Origin of the sequence: Pseudomonas sp. CFBP 8758 (genome assembly GCF_014841725.1) — a bacterium.
GTDB classification, from domain to species: domain Bacteria; phylum Pseudomonadota; class Gammaproteobacteria; order Pseudomonadales; family Pseudomonadaceae; genus Aquipseudomonas; species Aquipseudomonas baltica.
In genome coordinates this window covers 194,943-215,246 of the sequence record NZ_JACYUK010000008.1, presented here as the reverse complement: position 1 = coordinate 215,246, position 20,304 = coordinate 194,943, and the positions used below count along the sequence as shown (strand labels likewise).

The following is a 20,304-nucleotide window of genomic DNA, read 5'->3' as shown; positions in this document are numbered from 1 at the left end:
CGGCCTACTCGAAGACTTGCTTGAAGCGGCGCTCGGCCAGCTTGCTGCAACCCAGAATGATGATCAGATTGGCCACCAGCAGGAGCATGGCGATCGCCGCGCCCAGGGGCCAGTTGAGGGTGCCGAGGAATTCGTCGTAGGCCGCAGTGGCGACCACCTTAAGCCGGCGTCCGCCGATGATTGCCGGGGTGGCGAAGGCCGAGGCGGCGAGGGCGAAGACGATGATCGAGCCGGAAAGAATGCCCGGCATGATCTGCGGCACGATGATGCGCCGGAACACCGTCAGCCGCGACGCGCCCAGGGACAGGCCGGCCCACTCCACCTGCAGGTCCAGTCGCTGCAGGGTGGCCCACACCGCGATCACCATGAAGGGCACCAGCACATGGGTCAGGGCAATGATCACGCCCACTTGGGTGAACAGGATTTTCACCGGTTCGTCGGTGATGCCCAGGGCTTGGAGGGCATCGTTGATCAAGCCGTTGTTGCCCAACAGAATCGCCCAGCCGAGGGTTCGCACCACTACTGAAATCAACAGCGGGCCAAGCACCACCAGCAGGAAGGTCGAGCGCCAGCGTGGCGCCATGCGCGCAATGATGATGGTTTCCGGGATGCCGAGCAGTACGCACAGCACCGTCACTGCCAGGGCCATCGAGCCGGTTCGCAGGAAAATCTCGTGGAAATAGTCGTCCTTGAACACCTCGATGTAGTTGCCCAGGCTGTACACCGGCAGCACGCCTTCGGTGTCGCTGAACAGGTTGAGCGACAACAGCGCGGTCAGCAGCAACGGTGCCAGCAGCAGGGCGATGAATACCAGCAAGGCAGGGCCGCTGAGCAGCCAGGGCGCCGCGCCTACGTGTTCGGCGTCATACCTGGCCATGGGCAGCCTCCCGGTCGAGCAGGCGCAGGTCGTCGTCCGACCAGTCCAGGCCGACTTCGTTGCCCTCGGCGGGCGGTACATGCCCCAGATTCGGCTGGGTCAGGTGGACCAGGCCAAAGTGGCTGTCCACGGCAAGCAACCACAGGTTGCCGAGGAACACCCGCAGGGCGATCCGACCGTTGATGCGGCCCAGGCCAGGTTCGGTCAGGCGGATTTTCTCGGGGCGGATGTACACGTTGACGTCCTGACCCAGGGAGCGGTCCTCGTGGGGCACATGCAGCAAGGTGTCGCGCACCTGCACGTGGCAGCAGCGCTCGTTGCGCAGCTGCACGGCTCCGGCGAAGGCGTTGGTCTTGCCCAGAAACGCCGAGGCGAAGGGCGAATGGGGTCGTTCGTAGGCTTCGAATGGTGTATCGATCTGCACGATGCGCCCGCGCTGCATGACTGCGATGCGGTCGCTCATGGTCATCGCTTCGACCTGATCGTGGGTGACCAGGATGGTCGTGATACCCAGTTCGCGCTGGATGGCGCGCAGCTCGATGTGCATTTCCTCGCGCAGCTTGGCATCCAGGTTCGACATGGGTTCGTCGAGCAGCAACAGGTTGGGGCGGATGGCCAGGGCGCGGGCAATCGCCACCCGCTGGCGCTGCCCGCCGGAAAGCGCCTTGGGATAACGCTCGCCAAGCCCGCCAAGACGGACCAGGTCCAGCGCCTCGACCACGCGCTTGGCACGTTCGGCCTTGGCCACGCCGCGCATCTCCAGGCCGAAGCTGATGTTCTGCGCCACCGTCATGTGCGGGAACAGCGCGTAGCTCTGAAAAACGATGCCAAGGCCGCGATCTTCCGGGCGTACGTGAGTGATGTCGCGACCGTCGAGCACGATCCGGCCTTCGGTGGGTTGCACGAACCCGGCGATCGACTGCAAGGTGGTGGTCTTGCCGCACCCGGAAGGGCCGAGCAGGGCGACGAACTCGCCGTGCTGTACCTCCAGGCTCAGACCGTCGATGGCCTTGAACGTACCGTAGTTCTTGACGAGGCCTTCCAGTGTCAAAAATGCCATGGCTTTGCCACGCAGGCATGCGCCTGCGGCTCCAGGAAAAGGTCGGGAAAGTTCGGACGGGCGCGCGGATCAGCGCTCGACGGTACGGTTCCAGCGTGTGGTCCACTCACTGCGCTGCTGGTTGATGGTCTCCCAGTCGACTTTGATCAGGGCACTGACTTTGTCCGGGCCATAGGGCATGCGCGCGGCGATCTCGGGGCTCAGCTCGACGGTCTTGTTGACCGGCGCAAAACCGTTTTCGTGGGCCTGGATGGTTTGCACTTCGGGCGACAGCACGTACTGGATGAACGTCTGCGCCAGTTCCGGCTGGGCATTGGGTGTCACCCCGCAGGCGGCCAGTTGCAAGGCCACACCACCTTCCTTCGGGTAGATGAACTTGAGCGGGAAACCGGTGCCCTGCAAGGCCACGGCGCGACCGCTGCCGTAGACCGCCATGACCACATCGCCGTTCTGCATCATGCCGTCCATTTCACCGGGCGCCGACACCCAGGCCAGCACGTTCGGACCGATCTCATCCTTGAGCGCCTTGAAGCCGGGGTCGATGTTCTTTTCGCTGCCGCCGCGCAGGCGAGCCATCTCCACCAGTGTGTGCAGGCCGTAGGTGTTGGTCACCGGGGGCATGCCGAGCAGTTGCTTGTAGCGTGGGTCGGCCAGGTCTTCCCAGGAGTCGGGGGCGTCCCAGCCACGCTTCTTGAAGGCTTCTTCGTTGTAGCCGATTCCGGTAGCGACCATGCCGATACCAGTGGCCTGTGGGCTGAGGCGAGCCAGCGGGTAAAGGTCCTTGTACACCGGCGCATCGCTGAGGTCGCCGCACAGGCCCTGCTGAAGTGCCTGGTACATGGGCCCGTCGTCCATCATGGCGACGTTGATCTGCTGGCGGCCCTTCTGCGCCTGCAGCTTGGCCAGAGTTTCAGTGGAGTTGCCGGCTACGTAGACCACTTTGACGTCGTGCAGCTTCTCGAAGGCGGGAATGATCTTGCTCTTGTACATCTGCTCGGTAGAGCCGCCGACACCGGCAACGTAGAGGGTTGGGGCGGCATGGGCGCAGGCGCCGCTCAGAGCGGCGAAAGCGAGGGCAACGCGCAGGGAAGTGAGGCGAAAGGACGGTTGTTGGCTATTCACAGACTATCTCCGAAGTGCAGGGGGCAGATCGAACAATGCGTCGGTCGCTCCGGCGAACCGGGGCCACGCATGCGCTGTGCATGCTCCCGGCCATGGGCGGCGCCGGGTAACGCATCTTGGTGTGCGCTATGTGTATGTGCTGCTGGACTTGAGTATTGCGAGCGTGACGGTATATGGTCAAATACGGATATCGGGCCTAGTCATGCATATTTGATATGGAGGCGTCAGTGAACCTGAGGCAGATCGAAGCGTTCCGCAGTGTGATGCGCATGGGCTCGATGACCGCGGCGGCCGACGTCCTGTACACCTCGCAACCCAATGTCAGTCGGCTGATCGCCCAACTCGAGCTGAGCACCGGGCTGACCTTGTTCAAGCGCGCCGGGGTTCGGCTGATCCCGACGCAGGAGGGTCGCGCGTTCTTTCAAGAGGTGGAGCGCGCATTCGTCGGGCTCGACAGCCTCAAGCATTCGGCGAAGAACATTCGCAACCTAGGCACCGGGCGCCTGCGTGTTGCGGCCGTGCCGTCGACGGGCATGAGCGTGATTCCCGAGGTGCTCAAGACGTTCACGTCGACCCGTCCGGAGCTGACCGTATCGCTGCACGTCAACTCGTCGCCCACCGTTGAACAGTGGGTGAAATCGCAGTTCTGCGACATTGGCATCGTGGTGCATCCGGGCGATGTGGCGAACCATCAGGTCGAGTTGCTGGCCGAGATGGCCGCAGTCTGCGTGTTGCCGGCGGCGCATCCCCTGGCTGAGCACCAGAGCATTACCTTCGCGGACCTGCAGGGGCAGCCGTTCGTGTCGCTGTGCCACGGAGACGGCACGCGGGCGCTGGTCGACGGGCTGTTCGAACAGGCCGGTGTGGAGCGAATCATGGCCCTGGAAGCGCAATACAGCGCGATCAATTGCGAAATGGTTGCGCACGGCATGGGCATAACCCTGGCTCATCCGCTGGTGGCCAGGGATTACCTGCACCGCCAGATCGTGGTTCGACCCTTCCGCCCGGATATTCCCTTGCCGACTTACGTGATCTGGCCCCATGCGCAGAACCGCACCCTGTTGGCCGAGGATTTCATCGACACCCTCAAAGCCCATTACCAGCATCTGACCAAATCCCCGTAGCCCACCTGCAGGTCCGCGGTTATCTGTGGGAGCGGGCTCTGCCCGCGAATCGGGCGCCGCGGTGTGTCAGGCACTCCGCGGTGTGCCTTTCGCGGCCGATGACCGCTCCTACAGGGTGCTAGATCACCTGGTCGGCCAGTGGAACGGCGTGGGCCATGTCTTCGGCGCGGGCCTGGGCCTTGTGCAGGGTGACCGGGATCGACTTGGCGGCGGGCACCTTGCTCTTGCTCGCGTAATGCCACAAGGGCACCAATGCATTGCACTCGGGGTAGTAGGCGCCCGCGCAATTGATCGGGATATCGTAGGCGATGATCTGCATCGGCCCCACCTCGCGGCGCACCTGCGGCTCGATGGCGGTACGAATCGTGACCCAGTCGCCCGGATTGAAACCCAGCCGGACGATGTCGTTGTGGTTCAGGAAGATCACGCTGCGCGTGCCCTTGACCCCGCGAAAACGGTCCTCGTAGCCATACACCGTGGTGTTGAACTGATCGTTGCTGCGCAGCGTCATCAGTTGCAGCACATCGCGCTGTCCGGCGTTCTGCGAGACGTCGTCGTCCTCGTCAAGCGTCTTGGCGGTGACGAACTGCGCCTTGCCCGTGGGTGTGGTCCAGTGGCGCTCGCAAGCGCCCAGCGGCCGATGGAAACCACCGGGCTCCCACATTCGCGTCTCCATGTCATGGAAGATCTCCGGATAGGTCTGGGCGATGGCCTCCCGCACGCGGGCATAATCCTGGCGCCACAGCTCCCACGGAATCTGCTCGTTGCCGCTCAGCGTCGCCTGGGCCAGGCCGGCGATGATCGCCAACTCCGCGCGCAAGTGCTCGCTGGCAGGCTCGGCGCGACCTTCCCAGGCGCGGATGCAGCCGGTGCTGTCTTCGGTGGTGTACACCTGGCGGCGGCCGTCCTGCACATCGCGCTCGATGCGTCCCAGGCACGGCAGCAGCCAGCCGTGCTGGCCGGGGAACAGGTGGGTGCGATTAAGCTTGGTTGCGATCTGCACATTGAGGGCCAGGCCCGACCATGCCGGCTCCATCCGATCGGTGTCCGGCACTGCGCGCAGGAAATTGCCGCCCAGGCCGATGAAGCCCTTCACCTTGCCGGCCACGATGCCCTCGCAGGCATCCACCGTGGCCATGCCCATCTTCTTCGGCACCTGAATGCCGAACAATGCTTCGATCTTGTCCACCGGCACCTTGGCCGGATCCTCGGTGATGCCCACCGTGCGTTGCCCCTGCACGTTGGAGTGCCCGCGCACGGGGCAGATGCCAGCGCCCGGCTTGCCGATGTTGCCGCGCAACAGCAGCAGGTTGACCAGCATCTGCACGTTCTGCACGCCATGGCGATGCTGGGTCAGCCCCATGCCATAGATGATCATCACCCGGTTGCTGCGGGCATACACGGTGGCAGCGGCCTCCAGAGCCGCGCGATCCAGGCCGCTGCGCTGTTCCAGCGCGGCCCATTCGTGCTGGTCTACCTGGGCCAGGAATTCATCGACGCCCTCGGTGTGCTCGGCGATGAAATCATGGTCGATCACCGCCGGCCGGCCGTCGGCATGCGCTGCGCGGTCCATCGCCAGAAGGGCCTTGGCGATGCCCATTACCGCTGCCGTGTCACCACCGATAGCTACCTGGTGGTATTGCGTACTGATCACCGTGGAGTCCGGGCCCAGCATTTCCACCGGCGATTGCGGATTGACGAAACGTTCCAGACCGCGCTCGCGCAGCGGGTTGAAGCTGATGATCGGCACCTGGCGCTTGCGCGCCTCCTGCAGTGGATGAAGCATGCGCGGGCTGTTGCTGCCCACGTTCTGACCGAAGAAAAAGATGCAGTCGGTCAGCTCGAAATCCTTCAGGTTCACCGTACCCACGGGCACCCCGATGCTTTCCTGCAGGCCCACCGACGTGCTTTCGTGGCACATGTTCGAGCTGTCCGGCAGGTTGTTGGTGCCATAGGCGCGAGCCAGCAATTGGTACATGAACGAAGTTTCCAGCGAGGCACGTCCCGAGGCGTAGAACACCACACTGTCCGGTTCCAGCCCGCGCAGTTGCTGGCCGATGCCCTGGTAGGCTTCCTCCCACGTGGTGGTCACATAACGATCACTGGGCGCGTCGTAGCGCATCGGATGAGTCAGGCGCCCGTTGCGCTCGAGCTCGTAGTCGCTCCAGGTGCGCAGCTCGCTGAGGCTATGCTTGGCAAACAGCTCGGGACCGGTGCGCAGCGCGGTCAGCTCCCAGGCGGTCGCTTTGGCGCCGTTCTCGCAGAATTCCAGGGCGTGAGGATTGCCTGGCTTTGCCCAGGCACAGCTGACGCAGGCGAACCCGTCGGGCTTGTTTTGCCGCAACAGCGCGGCAGGGCCCTTGCCCAGGGCTTGCTGGCGCCAAAGGATATTCATCACCGAAAACGCCGATCCCCAGCCTCCGGAAGAAGAGGTGTAGGGTTGATAGCGCGCTTTGGGGTGAATGATCTGCATGGTCTGGATCCTCGGATGCGGATGCCTCGGTGCATGAGGCCTGCATTTACGACGGCCCGTAATCGGCAAAGGTTCGAAGAGCTTTACGCGGCGCTGCCTGCAGGCTGTTCTCGCGCACTTCATCCGGCACGGCCCCTCGGTCAGCGCTGGCGCCACAGCGGCGATTGCGCTAAAACCGATGGCACCCTTTGGCAAAGGCGTCTATTTTGAATGCAAAATACAAAAAGCAAGGGAGAGACAGCATGACCAGCTCCGCCAAACGCCCGATCAAGGTCCCGTTCACCGGCCCGGCACTGCTTGCCACGCCGTTGCTGAACAAGGGCACCGCTTTCACCGCGCAAGAGCGCGACACCTTGCATTTGCAAGGCTTGCTGCCCCAGCAGATCGAGACCATCGACCAGCAATGCGCGCGGGCCTATCACCAGTTCCAGGCATGCTCGACCGACCTCGAGCGCCACGTGCTGCTGCGCTCGATCCAGGACTCCAACGAAACCCTGTTCTACCGCCTGGTCGACGACCACATCGACGAGATGCTGCCGATCATCTATACCCCCACGGTCGGCAAGGCCTGCCAGGAATTCTCGCGCATCTACCGCAGCCATCGCGGCTTGTTCATCAGCATCGACGATGTCGAGCGCATGGACGAAATCCTCAACAACGTGACCAAGGACAACGTCAAGGTCATCGTCGTCAGTGACTGCGAGCGAATCCTCGGCCTGGGCGACCAGGGCGTGGGCGGCATGGGCATCCCCATCGGCAAGCTGTCGCTGTACACCGCGTGCGGTGGCATCAGCCCAGCCTACACCCTGCCGGTGGTGCTCGACGTGGGCACCAACAACCCCGAGCGACTCGCCGACCCGCTGTATTTCGGGCGCCGCGAAGAGCGCGTGCGCGGTGAACGCTACGAAGCCTTCGTGCAGGCGTTCGTCGAGGGCGTGCAGCGGCGCTGGCCGGAGGCGATCCTGCAGTTCGAGGATTTCGCCCTGAGCAATGCCATGCCACTGCTCGAACGCTTCCGCGACCAGCTATGCTGCTTCAACGACGATATCCAGGGTACCGCCGCCGTCACCGTGGGCACTTTGCTGGCCGCGTGCAAGGTCAAGGGCCAGAAGCTTTCCGAGCAGACCGTGGCATTCGTCGGCGCCGGTTCCGCCGGGTGCGGCATCGCCGAGCAGATCATCACTGCCATGCAACTGGAAGGGTTGAGCGACAAGGAGGCGCGCAGCCGTGTCTATCTGCTCAACAGCAAGGGCCTGCTGACCGACCGCCAGCCCGACCTGTACGATTTCCAGCAACGCCTGGCCCACGACAGCCAGACGCTGGCCTCCTGGTCGTTCGCCGGGCAGTGGCCGACCCTATTGGAAGTCGTGGCCAACGCCAGGCCAAGCGTGCTGATCGGCGTTTCCGGCAAAGCCGGTCTGTTCACCGAGGAAGTGGTGAAAACCCTGTACCAGCATTGCCCGGCGCCGATCGTCATGCCGTTGTCCAACCCCACCTCGCAGATCGAAGCCCACCCCAAGGACATCCTGCAGTGGACCGAAGGCAACGCGCTGGTGGCCACCGGCAGTCCATTCCTGCCGATCGAAGTGTTGGGCCGTACTTTCCCCATCGCGCAGTGCAACAACTCCTACATCTTCCCCGGTGTGGGACTGGGTGCCATTGCCAGCCGGGCCACGCGCGTTACCGACGGCATGCTCATGGCTTCGGCACAAGCGCTGGCCGACAGCGCGGCAGCGGGACAGATGTTGCCGCCCTTGCGTGACGTGCAGGCGGTCAGCAAACGCATCGCCCTGGCGGTAGGCCTGGCGGCACAGAAGGACGGTGTGGCCGCGCCGATGGATGAGGCCGCGTTGCGCGAGGCAATCGACGTGCATTTCTGGAAACCGGAATACCGCACCTACGAACGTCAGCCTCTGTAACGGGCCGGAGCTCAGGCCAGGTTGTGGCTCTTCATCCAGCCCAGCCCGGCCTCGGTTCCATTCAACGGTTTGTATTCGCAACCCACCCACCCCTGGTAGCCGATCCGGTCCAGATGCTGGAAAAGAAAACCGAAATTGATTTCCCCGGTGCCGGGTTCATGGCGGCCGGGGTTGTCCGCCAGTTGCACATGGCCGATAGCATGCAGGTGTGCCTGCAGCGTGCGCGCCAGATCTCCCTCCATTACCTGCATATGATAGATGTCGTACTGCAGAAACAGATTGTCGTGGCCCACCTGTTCGCGAATCGCCAATGCTTGCTGTGTGCCGTTCAGGTAGAAGCCGGGCATGTCGCGGGTGTTGATCATCTCCATCACCAGGCGAATGCCATGACTCGCCAGCGCTTCGCTGGCGTAGCGCAGATTGTCGACGAGGGTCCGTTGCGCCAGTTGCGGGTCGTCGCCGGGCGGGGTGATACCGGCCAGGCAGTTGATCCGGGTATTGCCCAGCACCTTGGCATACTCGATGGCCGTGGCCACGCCGGCGCGAAACTCCTCGCGCCGGTCCGGCAGGCAGGCGATCCCGCGCTCACCGCTATCCCAATCGCCGGGTGGCAGGTTGAACAACACTTGGGTCAGGCCGTGCTGCTGCAGTCGCGCCTTGATCTCGGCGCTGTCGAAGTCGTAGGGAAAGAGGAATTCCACACCCCTGAACCCGGCCTTGGCGGCGTGGGCGAAGCGTTGCAGGAATTGATGTTCGGTGAACAGCATCGAAAGGTTGGCACACAAACGAGGCATGGCAGGCTTCTCCAGGCAGGAGGCGTGGCGACGGGCGCGTGACACAGGCCGGCCCGCCGCCTCACCGGTCCAGGTTATCGTACTCCTTGCTCAGGATTGTTTCGCGCCTGATGTCAATGCGCCAACAGTCACTTGGGCACCGCGACAGCCACCGGCGTGGCGGCTGCGGGAAGCTCGTAGACGAAGCGGTTCTGTGGGCGCATGCGGAACGACAGCACCACGCCAATAGCCAGCAGCACGATGCTGACCATGAACGGCAGCTGCCAGTTGCCGAACTTGTCGATCAGCAGTCCGGCGGCCACCGGGCTGATGATCGCGGCCATGGCCGATCCGGTGTTCATCATGCCACTGGCGGTACCGCAATGGTCCGGGGCGATGTCCATGGGAATCGCCCACATCGGCCCGATGGTCATCTCCGAGAAGAAGAACGCGATGGCCAGGCAGGCCAGCGAGACGTACATGTCGTGGGTGAACATCAGTGGCAGCAAGGCTACCAGGGTCAACGACAGACAGATCGCAACCATCAGGCTGCGCGCCCGGTTGAGGTTGCCGGTGCGTTTGTAGATGCGGTCGCTGACGATGCCGCCCAGGGTGTCGCCGACCACGCCGCCGAAGAACACGGTCGAGGCGAATATAGCGGTGCCTTTCAGGTCCAGGCCCATGTTCATGAAGTACATGGGGACCCAGCTCAGCAGCAGCCACAGAGTCCAGCCATAGCAGAAGTAGACGATGGTGACCGGGGCCATGCGCCGGAACAGTCGTCCCCAAGGCAGCTTGATGGTGTTCTTGGGCTTGGGCGCAGGCAGGGCGTCCAGCTCCTGCTGGGTGATGCGCGGGTGATCCTTGGGTTGTTCGGTGAACACCAGCGCCCACAGCGCGACCCAGACGAAACTGATACCGGCGCAGACATAGAACGACTCGCGCCAGCCGTAGGCTGCCATTACCGCGACCATCGCAGCCGGCGCCAGCGCGTTGCCCAGGCGGGCGAAGGCGTGGGTGATGCCTTGGGCGAAGCCGCGGTTCTCCTTGCCGACCCAGCGCGACATGGCCGCAGTGGCAGCGGGGAAGGTGGCGCCTTCACCCAACCCCAGCAACACCCGCGCCACGATCAGGGAAACGAAGCCGCCGGCCATGCCGGTGAGCACCGTGGCGCTGGCCCAGATCAGCCCGCACACCACCAGGGTGCGCTTGGCGCCGAAACGGTCGCTGACCCAGCCGCCGATGATCTGGAACACCAGGTAGGGGTAGGCGAAGGCCGAGAAGACGATGCCGATCTCGGTCTTGGTGAGGTTGAATTCCTTGCCAAAACCGACCGCAGCGGTACTGACGTTGACCCGGTCCAGGTACGTGATGAAATACATGGCGCACAGCATGACCAGCACCATGGTAGTGGGGCGCAGATATAACCGCTTCATGTTCTATCTCCAGTTTCTTATTGTTTACGCCCGCAGGCGTTGATTCGGGATAGTCAGTCGCATCGGGCGCAGCCAGGGGCAGCGCCGGTGGTTCACTCGCGGCGCAGGGGCACGTGCTGCCCGCCCAGGTAATCCATGGCGGCCAGCACGCCGCTGGCGTCCAGTTTGACCCCGGCCATCTTCAAGCCCATTTCGCAACCACTCAGGGTGGCCATCAAGGTCAGGTCGTTGCAGTCGCCCAAGTGGCCGATGCGGAACATGCGCCCCTTGAGCTTGCCCAGGCCGGTGCCCAGCGACATGTCGAAGCGCTCGTAGATGGTCTTGCGCACCTGGTCGGCGTCGACGCCTTCGGGCGTCATCACACCCGTGAGTACCGGGCTGTACACACTGGGATCGGCGCACTGGATGGGCAGGCCCCAGGCCTGCACGGCGGTACGGCAGGCCTGGGCCAGGCGTTGGTGGCGGGCGAAGACGTTGTCCAGGCCTTCGCCGAGAATCATGTCCAGTGCCTCGGAAAGCCCATAGAGCAGGTTGGTATTGGGCGTGTAGGGCCAGTAGCCGGTCTTGTTCATCTCGATGATGTCATCCCAGGCCCAGAAGCTGCGCGGCAGGCCACCGCGCTGGCTGGCTTCGATGGCCTTGGGCGACAGCGCGTTGAAGCTGATGCCGGGAGGCAGCATGAGGCCTTTCTGCGAGCCGGAGATGGTCACGTCCACGCCCCATTCGTCATGGCGATAATCAGCCGAGGCGAGCCCGGAGATGGTGTCCACCAGCAACAGGGCAGGGTGCCCGGCGGCATCGATGGCCCGTCGTACGGCAGGAATGTCGGAAGTCACTCCGGTGCTGGTTTCGTTGTGCACCACGCACACCGCCTTGATCCGGTGCTCGCTGTCCTGTTCCAGGCGCGCCTGGATCATGTCTGCACGCACGCCGCCGCGCCAGCCTTCGATGCCTGGCAGGCCGATGAATTCGGGCTTGAGCCCCAGGCTGATGGCCATCTTCTGCCACAGGCTGGCGAAATGGCCTGTTTCGAACATCAGCACCTCGTCGCCTGCGCTCAACGTGTTGCACAGTGCCGCTTCCCATGCACCGGTGCCTGAAGCGGGGTAGATGATCACCGGGTGGCGGGTCTTGAAGATCTGCTGAATGCCTTCGAGCACCTTGAGGCCCAGTTCACCGAACTCGGGGCCGCGGTGATCGATGGTCGGGTAGCTCATGGCGCGCAGAATACGATCGGGTACTGGGCTGGGGCCCGGGATCTGCAGAAAATGGCGGCCGGCAGGATGGAAGTCGAGCTTGAGCATGGGTCAACCCTTTGTTGTTGTATTTTGAATGCAAAATTACATTAGCAGTTGGGGGCGCTGTGTCAAACCACTTAATTGCGCTAATATCCGCCTAGATTTGCGCTTTTTAGAATAAGAAAAGCTCGCGTTAACCCATCGCTACAAGGAGTTTGCATGCAGTCTTCGTCAATGGCCGCCCCGGCCACGCCCGCGCTGCAATTGCCACGTCTCGAACGGCAGCGTCTGCACGACACCGTGGTAGAGCATTTGCGTGGGTTCATCACCGAGGGGGTGCTGCTGCCCGGTACCAAGCTGAACGAGCGCGAGTTGTGTGAGACGTTGGGTATTTCACGCACGCCTCTGCGCGAGGCGCTGAAGGTGCTGGCCGGGGAAGGCCTGATCGAAATCAATCCGAACCGCGGAGCCAGCGTCGCGCGCATGAGCGAACTGGAAATTCGCGAGGCATTCGAGCTGATGAGTGGCCTGGAAGCCTTTGCCGGAGAGCTGGCGTGCGAGCGCATCACCGAAGCGGAGCTGGAGCAGATCAAGGCTTTGCACAATGCCATGGTGGTGAGCAAGAGCCAGCATGACCTGGTGGGTTACTACCAGCGCAACCGCGCCATCCACGACCTGATCAACCTGGCGTCACGCAACTCGGCGCTGCGCCAGATGTACCTCACGGTGAACCGCCGCCTGCAGGCGCTGCGGTTCCTGTCCAACCAGCAGGCACCCAAGTGGGATCGCGCCCTGCACGACCATGAACAGATGATCGAAGCCCTTCAGGCCCGCGACGGCAAGCGCCTGAGCGCGATCCTGCGCCAGCATTTGCTGGAAAAGCGCGACGCCATCATGCTGCTGGTACAAACCACCCGGCCCTGATCTGCGATGCACGCTTCGCAGTCACTGACCGTTCACACGGATACAGGGTCGGGTTCTGGATTCGCCTGCTTGGGTCAGCGCAAGCTCAGCGGGATGTTCAGATCGCTGATGCGCTGGGTGGTATCGGCATCGACCGTGCCGGCCACGAACGCCGACTCGCGGGTCGTGCCGTTTTTACTGGCCGCTTGCACGTCCAGGGCTGACAGTGGCAAACCCGTCGGGGCTTGCCAGCTCGACCGTCGCGGCGGAATGTAGCCATGGTAATGGCTGCGTATCGCATCGCTGTCCAACACCGGCGTGTCTTTGAACGATGCCAGGCTGCCGGCAATCGTCAAGCGACCCGCTGCGTTGACCGAAGCGGCATGGGTGGCCAATCGCACCGCCGCGATGTCTATATTGCCGCCCGCTTTCATGGCGAGGCCGTTATGCACGCGGTCCGTCACGTGCGTACGAGCATTACCGTTGGTTGACACGAAATGATACTCAGGCAGATCGTTGTCCAACCATATCGCCCGGTTGCGCGGTCCCGCAGGCTCCAGGCTGGCGGTAAGCTGGATATCGCTGGCCTGCAGCTTGATGTCGCCCTTGCTGTCCAGCTCCGAGCCAGCCACGTCGAGCATCGTGCCCGCAGTGACCTGCACGGTGCCACCGGCCAGCGTGCTGCGCGCCTGGGATTCCTTGAAGCCCGTACGGTTCCAGGGGCGTTGCGATTCACTGGCCATTGGGCTCCAATGCGACCCGCTGAGGGTGAAGCCTTCCGTTTCGCCGATGCCGCTTATCCAGACGTTGTCCTGGGCGTCGAGGGTCAGGGCAGTGCCTGCCAACAGGTGGGAGCCCGCGATGGAAATGTCACCGTCTCTAAAGGTCGACCGACGCGCGCGCAGTGCGACTGTGCCGCTGGCTGCCAGCACGCTGGGGCTGATAGCTGTAGACGTGCGATCGAAGCCGCGCGCTGCCTGTGCGGCGCTCGGACGCGCACCTTCGAGATGCATGCGCGCGCCGGAACCCTCGATGGCGATGTTGCCCTGGCTGTGCAGACCCACACTTGCTGCCGACAGCCTGCTGCCGCTGATGGAGATGTCCGTGCCCCGGATCGACAGCTCGCCGTCGAGGGCATTCAGCTGCGTTGGCAACTGATACGCATGGGTGCGCGCGGCCTCATGGGCGCGGGTCTCGGTCAAGGTCACGCGCCGTACATCGGCACCTTGGCTCGACGCGCTGCGCAGCTCCAGTCCAGCGATGTGCGTGGCCCCCGACCCGCCGATGTGCAGCGAATGGCTCGCATCGATTCTTGCACCCACCAGCCTGGCGCTGGGGAGTGTGACCGAGCCGCCGCTGATATGGCTGGCGTTGGCTCGCTCGACGTAGGTAGAGGCGTTGTCTTCAGGGCTATCGGACGAAGCGAGCCGAACGCTGCGCGCGTGTGTGTCCAGCTTCGCCCCGACCTCGACGCCTCCGCGCACCGTGTAGATCCCGACGTGCTCCGGTCCAGCGATACGGCTGGCCGCGATTTCGATGCCGTTGACCCCGTCCAGGCGCACCCGCCCCTGAGCGATCAGGCTATTGCCCACATGGCGCAGCGTGCGTTCGGTGACGTGAGCGTCGGATTCCCCCTGCGCCAAGGTGAACCAGTGATCCTCGGCATGCGCCGGTCGCTGTGTTTCGGTCTGGTGAGCGAGGGCGTCCAGTTTCAGGCGCGCACCTGAACGCGCGTCGATGTGTCGACCCGTGACTGCCAGCGACGTCAGCGTCAAGTCACTTGCGGCTGAGAGGCTCACGTCCTCGTCACCCGCGTCGAGCGTGGCCTGGGCGGGCTCGCCGTTCTGGCGGGCGGTGGAACTGATCGCCAGCGCCCCGGCCGACGCGATCTGGATACCTTGGGCGGCGTGCATGCCAGTGATGCCCATGTTCACGCCGGCACCGGCCTGGGTGCTGATGACCTTGATGCGCCGGGCGTGCATGGCGCCCAGCAGGTTGGCGTCGACCGCCGTCTGCGTCGGTGCAGTGTCGGTGCTGGCCAGCGTTCGCGCATCGACCTGCTGGCGACCCATCAGCAAGCTCAAATCGCCACCCGCCGTCATGTCGCCGCTGACCATCACGCTGGGTGCGATCAATTGTACGGAGCCGGCGCCAACGTTCACGCCAGCTTGGCCGACCACCAGGCGCTGCTGCGAATCACGCGTGTCATAGCGCGCGATCGCGCCGTCTGCCAGCACCGCTGTGCCCACCACGTAAGTCGCCGTGTCGTGTTGACCCAAGGCCAGGTGGGCGCCATTGAGCTCGATGCCATTGGGGTTGCTCAACACGTAGTCGGCGGCCTGGCCGAAGATGACTTGCTCGCCGTCGATACGGGAGCCACGCGTGCCCACCACTTCGTTGAGAATGGTGCGAGCGGCGACATCGACCAACTGCGGGTTGGCTGCAACCGTGATATCGAGCCCGCCAACACTGGCTTGTCCTGCGGCCAGGCTGTTGTTCAATACCACACCGGCGGCGCCAACGTTGTAGTCCTGCCAACGGTTGTGGGAAAGACCCTGGGCATTGGGTGCAACGATGGCAATCACCGGTGCGGGCGTTTGGCTGTCGACCAAGGCGGTGCCCATCGGGCCATCGATTGCCACCAATCCGGTGGCCATGGCAGGTTCGAGGGCCGTCAGCAGGGCCATGGAGATGGCCATGCCGAGCGTGTGTCGGGTCAAGGAAGGGGTGCTGCAGGCTGCTGGTTGCACGTGGATGCTCCTCTCGGGGGCTGGGAAACATGGGCAAGCGGCGGGAAGAATCCGCCGTCGGCCACTCTAGAGAGGAGGGGGTCCGGTAATGAGTGCAGGAAGGATCCTTGTGCTGTAGGACGTGTCTGTCAGATACAACGTCAGCGGCCGACGGTGCCAGTTGGCTCGGGACCGGCACCGAGCAGGGTCCAGCCCGTCAGCCGAGATTGAACTCCACCCGCTCCGGTACCCGATTCATCAATACCCGGCCGCCGCGAATCGACACCCGCGCCTTGGCCTGTTGGCGCACCGCTTCATAGTCGCTCTCGGCGCCCAGGATCACCATGTTGGCCGGGCGGCCCACGGCGATGCCATAGCGTTCGCCCAGGTTCAGCGCGCGGGCGCTGTTGTCGGTGACCAGGTCGAGCGAGCGCTGCAGGTCTTCGAAGCCCATCATGTGACAGATGTGCAGGCCCGCATCCAGGACCCGCAGGATATTGCCGTTGCCCAGCGGGTACCACGGGTCCTTGATGGAGTCCTGGCCGAAGCAGACATTCATGCCCGCCCGATCCAGCTCGGCTACGCGGGTCACGCCGCGGCGCTTGGGAAAGGTATCGAAACGCCCCTGCAGGTGAATGCTTTCGGTCGGGCAGGACACGAAGCTGATCCCCGACTGTTTGAGCAGGCGGAACAGTTTCGAGCAATAGGCGTTGTCGTACGAGCCCATCGCCGTGGTGTGGCTGGCCGTGACCCGGCTGCCCATGCCACGCACGCGAGCTTGTTCGGCGAGTACTTCGAGAAACCGTGAATGCGGATCATCGGTCTCGTCGCAATGCACGTCCACCAGGCAACCGGTGCGCTCGGCCAGGTCCATGAGGAAGCTGATCGAGCTGACACCCTGCTCTCGAGTATTCTCGAAGTGCGGAATTCCGCCCACTACGTCGGCGCCCATGGCAACTGCGCGCTCCATCAGCTGGCGGCCATCGGGGTAGGACTCGATACCTTCCTGGGGAAACGCCACGATCTGCAGATCGATCAGGTGGCGCGCTTCTTCGCGCACTTCGAGCATGGCCTTGAGCGCGCCCAGGGTCGGGTCGGTTACATCGATGTGCGTGCGTACGTGCTGGATGCCGTGTTCGGCGAGCATGCCGATGGTGGTCAGAGCGCGCTGCTTGGTGTCTTCGTGGGTGATGCTCGCCTTGCGTTGGCCCCAGCGTTCGATGCCTTCGAACAGGGTGCCGCTCATGTTCCATTGCGGATCACCGGCCGTGAGGGTGGCATCCAGGTGAATGTGCGGCTCGACCAGCGGCGCTATCAACAATTGCCCCTGTGCGTCGATGTCATCCCCATGAGCCTGGACCCTGTCGATTTGTGCCTGGACCGCCGCTATGCGGGCACCGCTGCAGGTGACGGTGTGCAGGCCTTCGGTCTTGCGCAACCTGGCGTTGATGATCTTCATGGGGGCACCCTTTGTGTAAAAGCCGATGACCAATGTTGCCATAGTTGTCCGCAAGCCCCCGGAAAAACCTCGGGGCAATGTGCGGCCGCGGGTCAGGCCGGCGCGGTGAACAGCTCGCGGCGTGCACCTTCGGTGATGGCCACGATGCCAGGGTGCTTGACCTTGCGCTCTACCGAAATCACGTAGAAAGACTCGGTGACGGCTTCGGTCTGCCCGATCAGCCGCACTTGGTACTGGGTCATGATTTCATCGGCAATCACACTGGGCGCGATGAAGATGCCGCTGCCCGACTGTCCGAAGGCCTGCATCAGTGCACTGTCGTCGAACTCGCCGACCACCCGCGGCAGCAGCCCTTGATCGCCGAACCAGCGCATCAGCCGGCTGCGCAGCACGCTCTCCTGGCCGGGAATCAGCAGCGGTGCACCGTGCAGGCACTGCGGAAAATCGCCGCCATGGCGTGCGGCCAGCTGCTCGGTAGCGAAGAAGCTGATGCCGCATTCGCCCAGCTTCTGGCTGTAGCCCTTGATGTCCAGGTGTGATGGCATCGGACTGTCGGAGATGACCATGTCCAGACGCTGGATCGCCAGATCGGCCAGCAGCCGCTCCAGCTTGTCTTCCCGGCAGGTGATGCGCAGGGGTTCGCTCAGTTCCATGGTCGGTGCAATCAGCCGATAGACGATCGACTTGGGCACCACGTCGGCCACGCCTACCCGAAAAGGAATCTGTTCCTCATCGGGTTGGGTCCGCAGCACCGCCTCCAGTTCTCCGCCAATCTGGAACATGCGTTCGGCGTAGGGCAGGGCCTGGCGACCCGCCTCGGTGAGCTCAAGATGCCTGCCAACACGCCGAAACAATTTCACACAGAACGTTTCTTCAAGCAGGCTGATCTGACCGCTAATGGTTTGTGCGGTGAGGTTGAGTTGCTCACTGGCACGCACGATGCTCCCGGTGCGCGCAACGACCCAGAAATAGTGAAGCTGACGATAATTGAGCACGGCGACCTACACTTCGTAAAAACCGAAGTGTAACTGGTAAAAATACGAATTTTCCAGAGGTGTCCGTGTCTCTAGAATGCCTCGCTAGCAAAGAGCCAGTAGTTGGGGCTTGCTAGCGTGCGCGGCACCAGCCGAGCCTCTCCAGACATTCAGCGAACCGTGATAAGGGCAGGAACGATACATGGAATACCTACTGGAACTGGCTTCAAGCCCCACCGCCTGGGTGGCATTGGTGACTTTGGTGATCATGGAAGTCGTGCTGGGCATCGACAACCTGATATTCATCTCGATTCTGACCAACAAGCTGCCCAGGGAAATTCAGGCCAAGGCACGCCGTATCGGTATCAGCATGGCGCTGATCCTGCGTCTGGGCCTGCTGAGTACCGTGGCGTACATCGTGCAACTGACCGAGCCGGTTTTCTCCGTGCTGGATCACTGGTTCTCGTGGAAGGACGTCATCCTGATCGCCGGTGGCTTGTTCCTGCTGTGGAAAGCGACCAAGGAGATCCACCACACCGTGGATCCGGTCGATCAGGAAGAGGCGAAGATCGGCGACAAGGTAAGCATGAGCTTCGCCTCGGCGATCGGTCAGATCCTGGTGCTGGACCTGGTGTTCTCCATCGACAGCATCATCACCGCCGTGGGCATGACCGAGCACTTGCCGATCATGATCATCGCCGTGGTCAGCGCCGTCATCGTGATGCTGGTGGCCGCAGAGCCTCTGGCCAAGTTCATCAACGACAACCCTACGGTGGTCATGCTGGCCCTGGGCTTCTTGATCATGATCGGCATGACGCTGATCGCCGAAGGCTTCGGTGCACACGTGCCCAAAGGCTATATCTACGCAGCGATGGCTTTCTCGGCGACGATCGAGGGCTTGAACATGTGGTCGCGAAGGTCCAAGCAGCGCAAGCTGGCGGCCAATCGCGAAGCGTAAAGGCGGCAGACAAAGCGAGGGGGCATGGATGCCCCCTTTTGTTCGCCTTGGATTTTTCGCTGGCTTGACGTTCCGGACGGACGGGTCAGACGTGCTGAGGCGTCCCGGTGCGACGGGGTGCGGCCGGCGCAGAGCGCTTGGCTGCTCGAGGCTGCGGATGCGCGTGCTGGTGGCGGCGAGCGATTCGCAGCACCCCCCAGAGCATGGCGGCCGCTACGGCCATCCAGCCGGCAATCAGGCTGAAGATTATCATTGCAAGGCTCATCACTACCTCCATTGCTTTCGCGTCTTCTAGGTCACGTAATAGATGACCTTGAGGGTTTGCGGGCGTTTCAACCTATTGACGAAAGGTCATTTGCGTGCATCGGCCGGGCCTGTGCAGCCGTCCATTGTTCAGCCGCTATACCGCTGGCTGCGGGAAATCTATGATGGCCGTTCCGGCGTCACAGTGTGTGTCGCCACGGAGCAAGGGAATACGATGCAGCCCAGATCTAACGTCGTGGCCGGTCTACTGCTGATGTGCAGCCTGGTAGCAGGCTTGGCCGGTTGCGCAAGCAACAACGGCCCGGCACTGCCTGGCCTGGCGGACCGAGTGGAGCTCAACGGCGTACCGTTCTATCGGGGCAACGCCAATCAAAGCGGCTCGATGGTGCTGGCCAGCATGCTCTCGCAGCAAGGCATTACCATTACACCTGGGTTGCTGGATCCGGCGCTGAAACTGCCCGGTGAAACCGATCGCCTGCAGCAGAACATCACGCAGGTAGCCCGCGAGTATGGCTTGCTGGTGTATGCGCTCGATCCGCAGCTCAATGCGTTGCTGACTCAGGTGGCGGCGGGTAACCCGGTGTTGCTGCGCTACAGCGAGGGCTCGGCGTTCTGGTCGCAACCGCGGTATGCCTTGTTGGTGGGCTATGACCGATTCAAACGGCACGTTTTGCTGCGCTCGGGGATGAACCGACGTCTGACGATGGATTTCGACAGCTTCGATTCGGCGTGGAAGAGTGCCGGTGCCTGGGCCATTCTGGTTCAGCAACCCAACCAGTTGCCGGCCAAGGTCGACCGCCAGCGCTGGCTGGACGCCGCTGGCGAAACCGCCGCAGCCGGCCAGGAGCCCGCCGCAGCCCGCGCCCGCAAAGCGCTCGGCTCCTGAACGCTTCCGCCGTAGGAGCGGTCATCGGCCGCGAAAGGGGTTGTCGAGGTGTATCAGGTAAAGCGCCTATACCGCCGACGCGGCTTGCGCCGCTGCTACAGGGGATTGC

The 20,304-nt window shown here is 63.2% G+C and carries 16 protein-coding genes; 5 read left to right on the top strand and 11 right to left on the bottom strand.

Going from position 1 to position 20,304, the window contains the following annotated elements:
* Nucleotides 1-4 precede the first annotated feature (4 nt).
* The 3 genes from IFT75_RS18605 to IFT75_RS18595 form a co-directional block, all read right to left on the bottom strand.
* Complete coding sequence (locus IFT75_RS18605) at nt 5-877, bottom strand: ABC transporter permease (RefSeq protein ID WP_192056144.1); 873 nt, start codon at nt 875-877, stop codon at nt 5-7.
* Nucleotides 864-1,937: an ABC transporter ATP-binding protein gene (locus IFT75_RS18600; protein WP_122478211.1), complete on the bottom strand. Its 1,074-nt coding sequence runs from the start codon at nt 1,935-1,937 to the stop codon at nt 864-866. The genes IFT75_RS18605 and IFT75_RS18600 overlap by 14 nt, the downstream gene beginning before the upstream one ends.
* Nucleotides 1,938-2,006: 69 nt before the next feature.
* A complete protein-coding gene (locus tag IFT75_RS18595; protein WP_192056142.1) occupies nt 2,007-3,059 on the bottom strand; it encodes an extracellular solute-binding protein in 1,053 nt (350 codons plus the stop codon).
* Nucleotides 3,060-3,286: 227 nt separating this feature from the next.
* On the opposite strand from IFT75_RS18595, the gene IFT75_RS18590 reads away from it, so the two are divergent.
* On the top strand, nt 3,287-4,183 hold the full coding sequence (locus IFT75_RS18590; protein WP_122478207.1) for a LysR substrate-binding domain-containing protein: 897 nt from the start codon (nt 3,287-3,289) through the stop codon (nt 4,181-4,183).
* Between the two features lie 118 nt (nt 4,184-4,301).
* On the opposite strand, the gene IFT75_RS18585 is transcribed toward IFT75_RS18590, so the two are convergent.
* Nucleotides 4,302-6,656, bottom strand: coding sequence for an FdhF/YdeP family oxidoreductase (locus IFT75_RS18585; protein ID WP_192056140.1), 2,355 nt, complete (start codon nt 6,654-6,656; stop codon nt 4,302-4,304).
* A gap of 242 nt (nt 6,657-6,898) precedes the next feature.
* On the opposite strand from IFT75_RS18585, the gene IFT75_RS18580 reads away from it, so the two are divergent.
* The gene (locus IFT75_RS18580; RefSeq protein WP_192056138.1) at nt 6,899-8,575 is read left to right on the top strand and encodes an NAD-dependent malic enzyme; all 1,677 of its coding nucleotides are present in this window, start codon (nt 6,899-6,901) and stop codon (nt 8,573-8,575) included.
* Between the two features lie 11 nt (nt 8,576-8,586).
* On the opposite strand, the gene hyi is transcribed toward IFT75_RS18580, so the two are convergent.
* The 3 genes from hyi to IFT75_RS18565 all read right to left on the bottom strand — a co-directional run bounded on the left by hyi (nt 8,587) and on the right by IFT75_RS18565 (nt 12,088).
* The gene (hyi, locus tag IFT75_RS18575) at nt 8,587-9,369 is read right to left on the bottom strand and encodes a hydroxypyruvate isomerase (protein WP_192056136.1); all 783 of its coding nucleotides are present in this window, start codon (nt 9,367-9,369) and stop codon (nt 8,587-8,589) included.
* 128 nt (nt 9,370-9,497) lie between these two features.
* A complete protein-coding gene (locus IFT75_RS18570) occupies nt 9,498-10,784 on the bottom strand; it encodes an MFS transporter (RefSeq protein WP_185793390.1) in 1,287 nt (428 codons plus the stop codon).
* 92 nt (nt 10,785-10,876) lie between these two features.
* Complete coding sequence (locus IFT75_RS18565) at nt 10,877-12,088, bottom strand: pyridoxal-phosphate-dependent aminotransferase family protein (RefSeq protein WP_192056134.1); 1,212 nt, start codon at nt 12,086-12,088, stop codon at nt 10,877-10,879.
* 153 nt (nt 12,089-12,241) lie between these two features.
* Here IFT75_RS18565 and IFT75_RS18560 point away from each other — a divergent pair, with 153 nt between their 5' ends.
* Nucleotides 12,242-12,946, top strand: a complete 705-nt coding sequence (locus tag IFT75_RS18560; protein WP_192056132.1) for a GntR family transcriptional regulator — start codon at nt 12,242-12,244, stop codon at nt 12,944-12,946.
* A gap of 74 nt (nt 12,947-13,020) precedes the next feature.
* On the opposite strand, the gene IFT75_RS18555 is transcribed toward IFT75_RS18560, so the two are convergent.
* The 3 genes from IFT75_RS18555 to nhaR all read right to left on the bottom strand — a co-directional run bounded on the left by IFT75_RS18555 (nt 13,021) and on the right by nhaR (nt 18,108).
* Nucleotides 13,021-15,675, bottom strand: a complete 2,655-nt coding sequence (locus IFT75_RS18555) for a two-partner secretion domain-containing protein (protein ID WP_192056130.1) — start codon at nt 15,673-15,675, stop codon at nt 13,021-13,023.
* Nucleotides 15,676-15,871: 196 nt separating this feature from the next.
* Complete coding sequence (gene codA, locus IFT75_RS18550; RefSeq protein WP_192056128.1) at nt 15,872-17,113, bottom strand: cytosine deaminase; 1,242 nt, start codon at nt 17,111-17,113, stop codon at nt 15,872-15,874.
* 92 nt (nt 17,114-17,205) lie between these two features.
* On the bottom strand, nt 17,206-18,108 hold the full coding sequence (nhaR, locus tag IFT75_RS18545) for a transcriptional activator NhaR (protein WP_122478191.1): 903 nt from the start codon (nt 18,106-18,108) through the stop codon (nt 17,206-17,208).
* A gap of 181 nt (nt 18,109-18,289) precedes the next feature.
* Here nhaR and IFT75_RS18540 point away from each other — a divergent pair, with 181 nt between their 5' ends.
* Nucleotides 18,290-19,045 carry a TerC family protein gene (locus IFT75_RS18540; RefSeq protein WP_192056125.1) on the top strand — a complete coding sequence of 252 codons (756 nt, stop codon included), beginning with the start codon at nt 18,290-18,292 and terminating at the stop codon, nt 19,043-19,045.
* An 85-nt stretch (nt 19,046-19,130) separates the two neighbouring features.
* Here the strand turns inward: IFT75_RS18540 and IFT75_RS18535 are convergent, their stop codons facing one another.
* Nucleotides 19,131-19,310: a hypothetical protein gene (locus IFT75_RS18535; RefSeq protein ID WP_192056123.1), complete on the bottom strand. Its 180-nt coding sequence runs from the start codon at nt 19,308-19,310 to the stop codon at nt 19,131-19,133.
* A gap of 213 nt (nt 19,311-19,523) precedes the next feature.
* Here IFT75_RS18535 and IFT75_RS18530 point away from each other — a divergent pair, with 213 nt between their 5' ends.
* A complete protein-coding gene (locus IFT75_RS18530) occupies nt 19,524-20,195 on the top strand; it encodes a peptidase C39 family protein (protein ID WP_192056121.1) in 672 nt (223 codons plus the stop codon).
* Nucleotides 20,196-20,304 lie beyond the last annotated feature (109 nt).

Coding starts and splice junctions, on each gene's coding strand:
- IFT75_RS18605 (WP_192056144.1), bottom strand. CDS start 877: ATGGCCAGGTATGACGCCGAACACGTAGGCGCGGCGCCCTGGCTGCTC.
- IFT75_RS18600 (WP_122478211.1), bottom strand. CDS start 1,937: ATGGCATTTTTGACACTGGAAGGCCTCGTCAAGAACTACGGTACGTTC.
- IFT75_RS18585 (WP_192056140.1), bottom strand. CDS start 6,656: ATGCAGATCATTCACCCCAAAGCGCGCTATCAACCCTACACCTCTTCT.
- IFT75_RS18580 (WP_192056138.1), top strand. CDS start 6,899: ATGACCAGCTCCGCCAAACGCCCGATCAAGGTCCCGTTCACCGGCCCG.
- hyi (WP_192056136.1), bottom strand. CDS start 9,369: ATGCCTCGTTTGTGTGCCAACCTTTCGATGCTGTTCACCGAACATCAA.
- IFT75_RS18570 (WP_185793390.1), bottom strand. CDS start 10,784: ATGAAGCGGTTATATCTGCGCCCCACTACCATGGTGCTGGTCATGCTG.
- IFT75_RS18565 (WP_192056134.1), bottom strand. CDS start 12,088: ATGCTCAAGCTCGACTTCCATCCTGCCGGCCGCCATTTTCTGCAGATC.
- IFT75_RS18560 (WP_192056132.1), top strand. CDS start 12,242: ATGCAGTCTTCGTCAATGGCCGCCCCGGCCACGCCCGCGCTGCAATTG.
- codA (WP_192056128.1), bottom strand. CDS start 17,113: ATGAAGATCATCAACGCCAGGTTGCGCAAGACCGAAGGCCTGCACACC.
- IFT75_RS18540 (WP_192056125.1), top strand. CDS start 18,290: ATGGAATACCTACTGGAACTGGCTTCAAGCCCCACCGCCTGGGTGGCA.
- IFT75_RS18535 (WP_192056123.1), bottom strand. CDS start 19,310: ATGAGCCTTGCAATGATAATCTTCAGCCTGATTGCCGGCTGGATGGCC.
- IFT75_RS18530 (WP_192056121.1), top strand. CDS start 19,524: ATGCAGCCCAGATCTAACGTCGTGGCCGGTCTACTGCTGATGTGCAGC.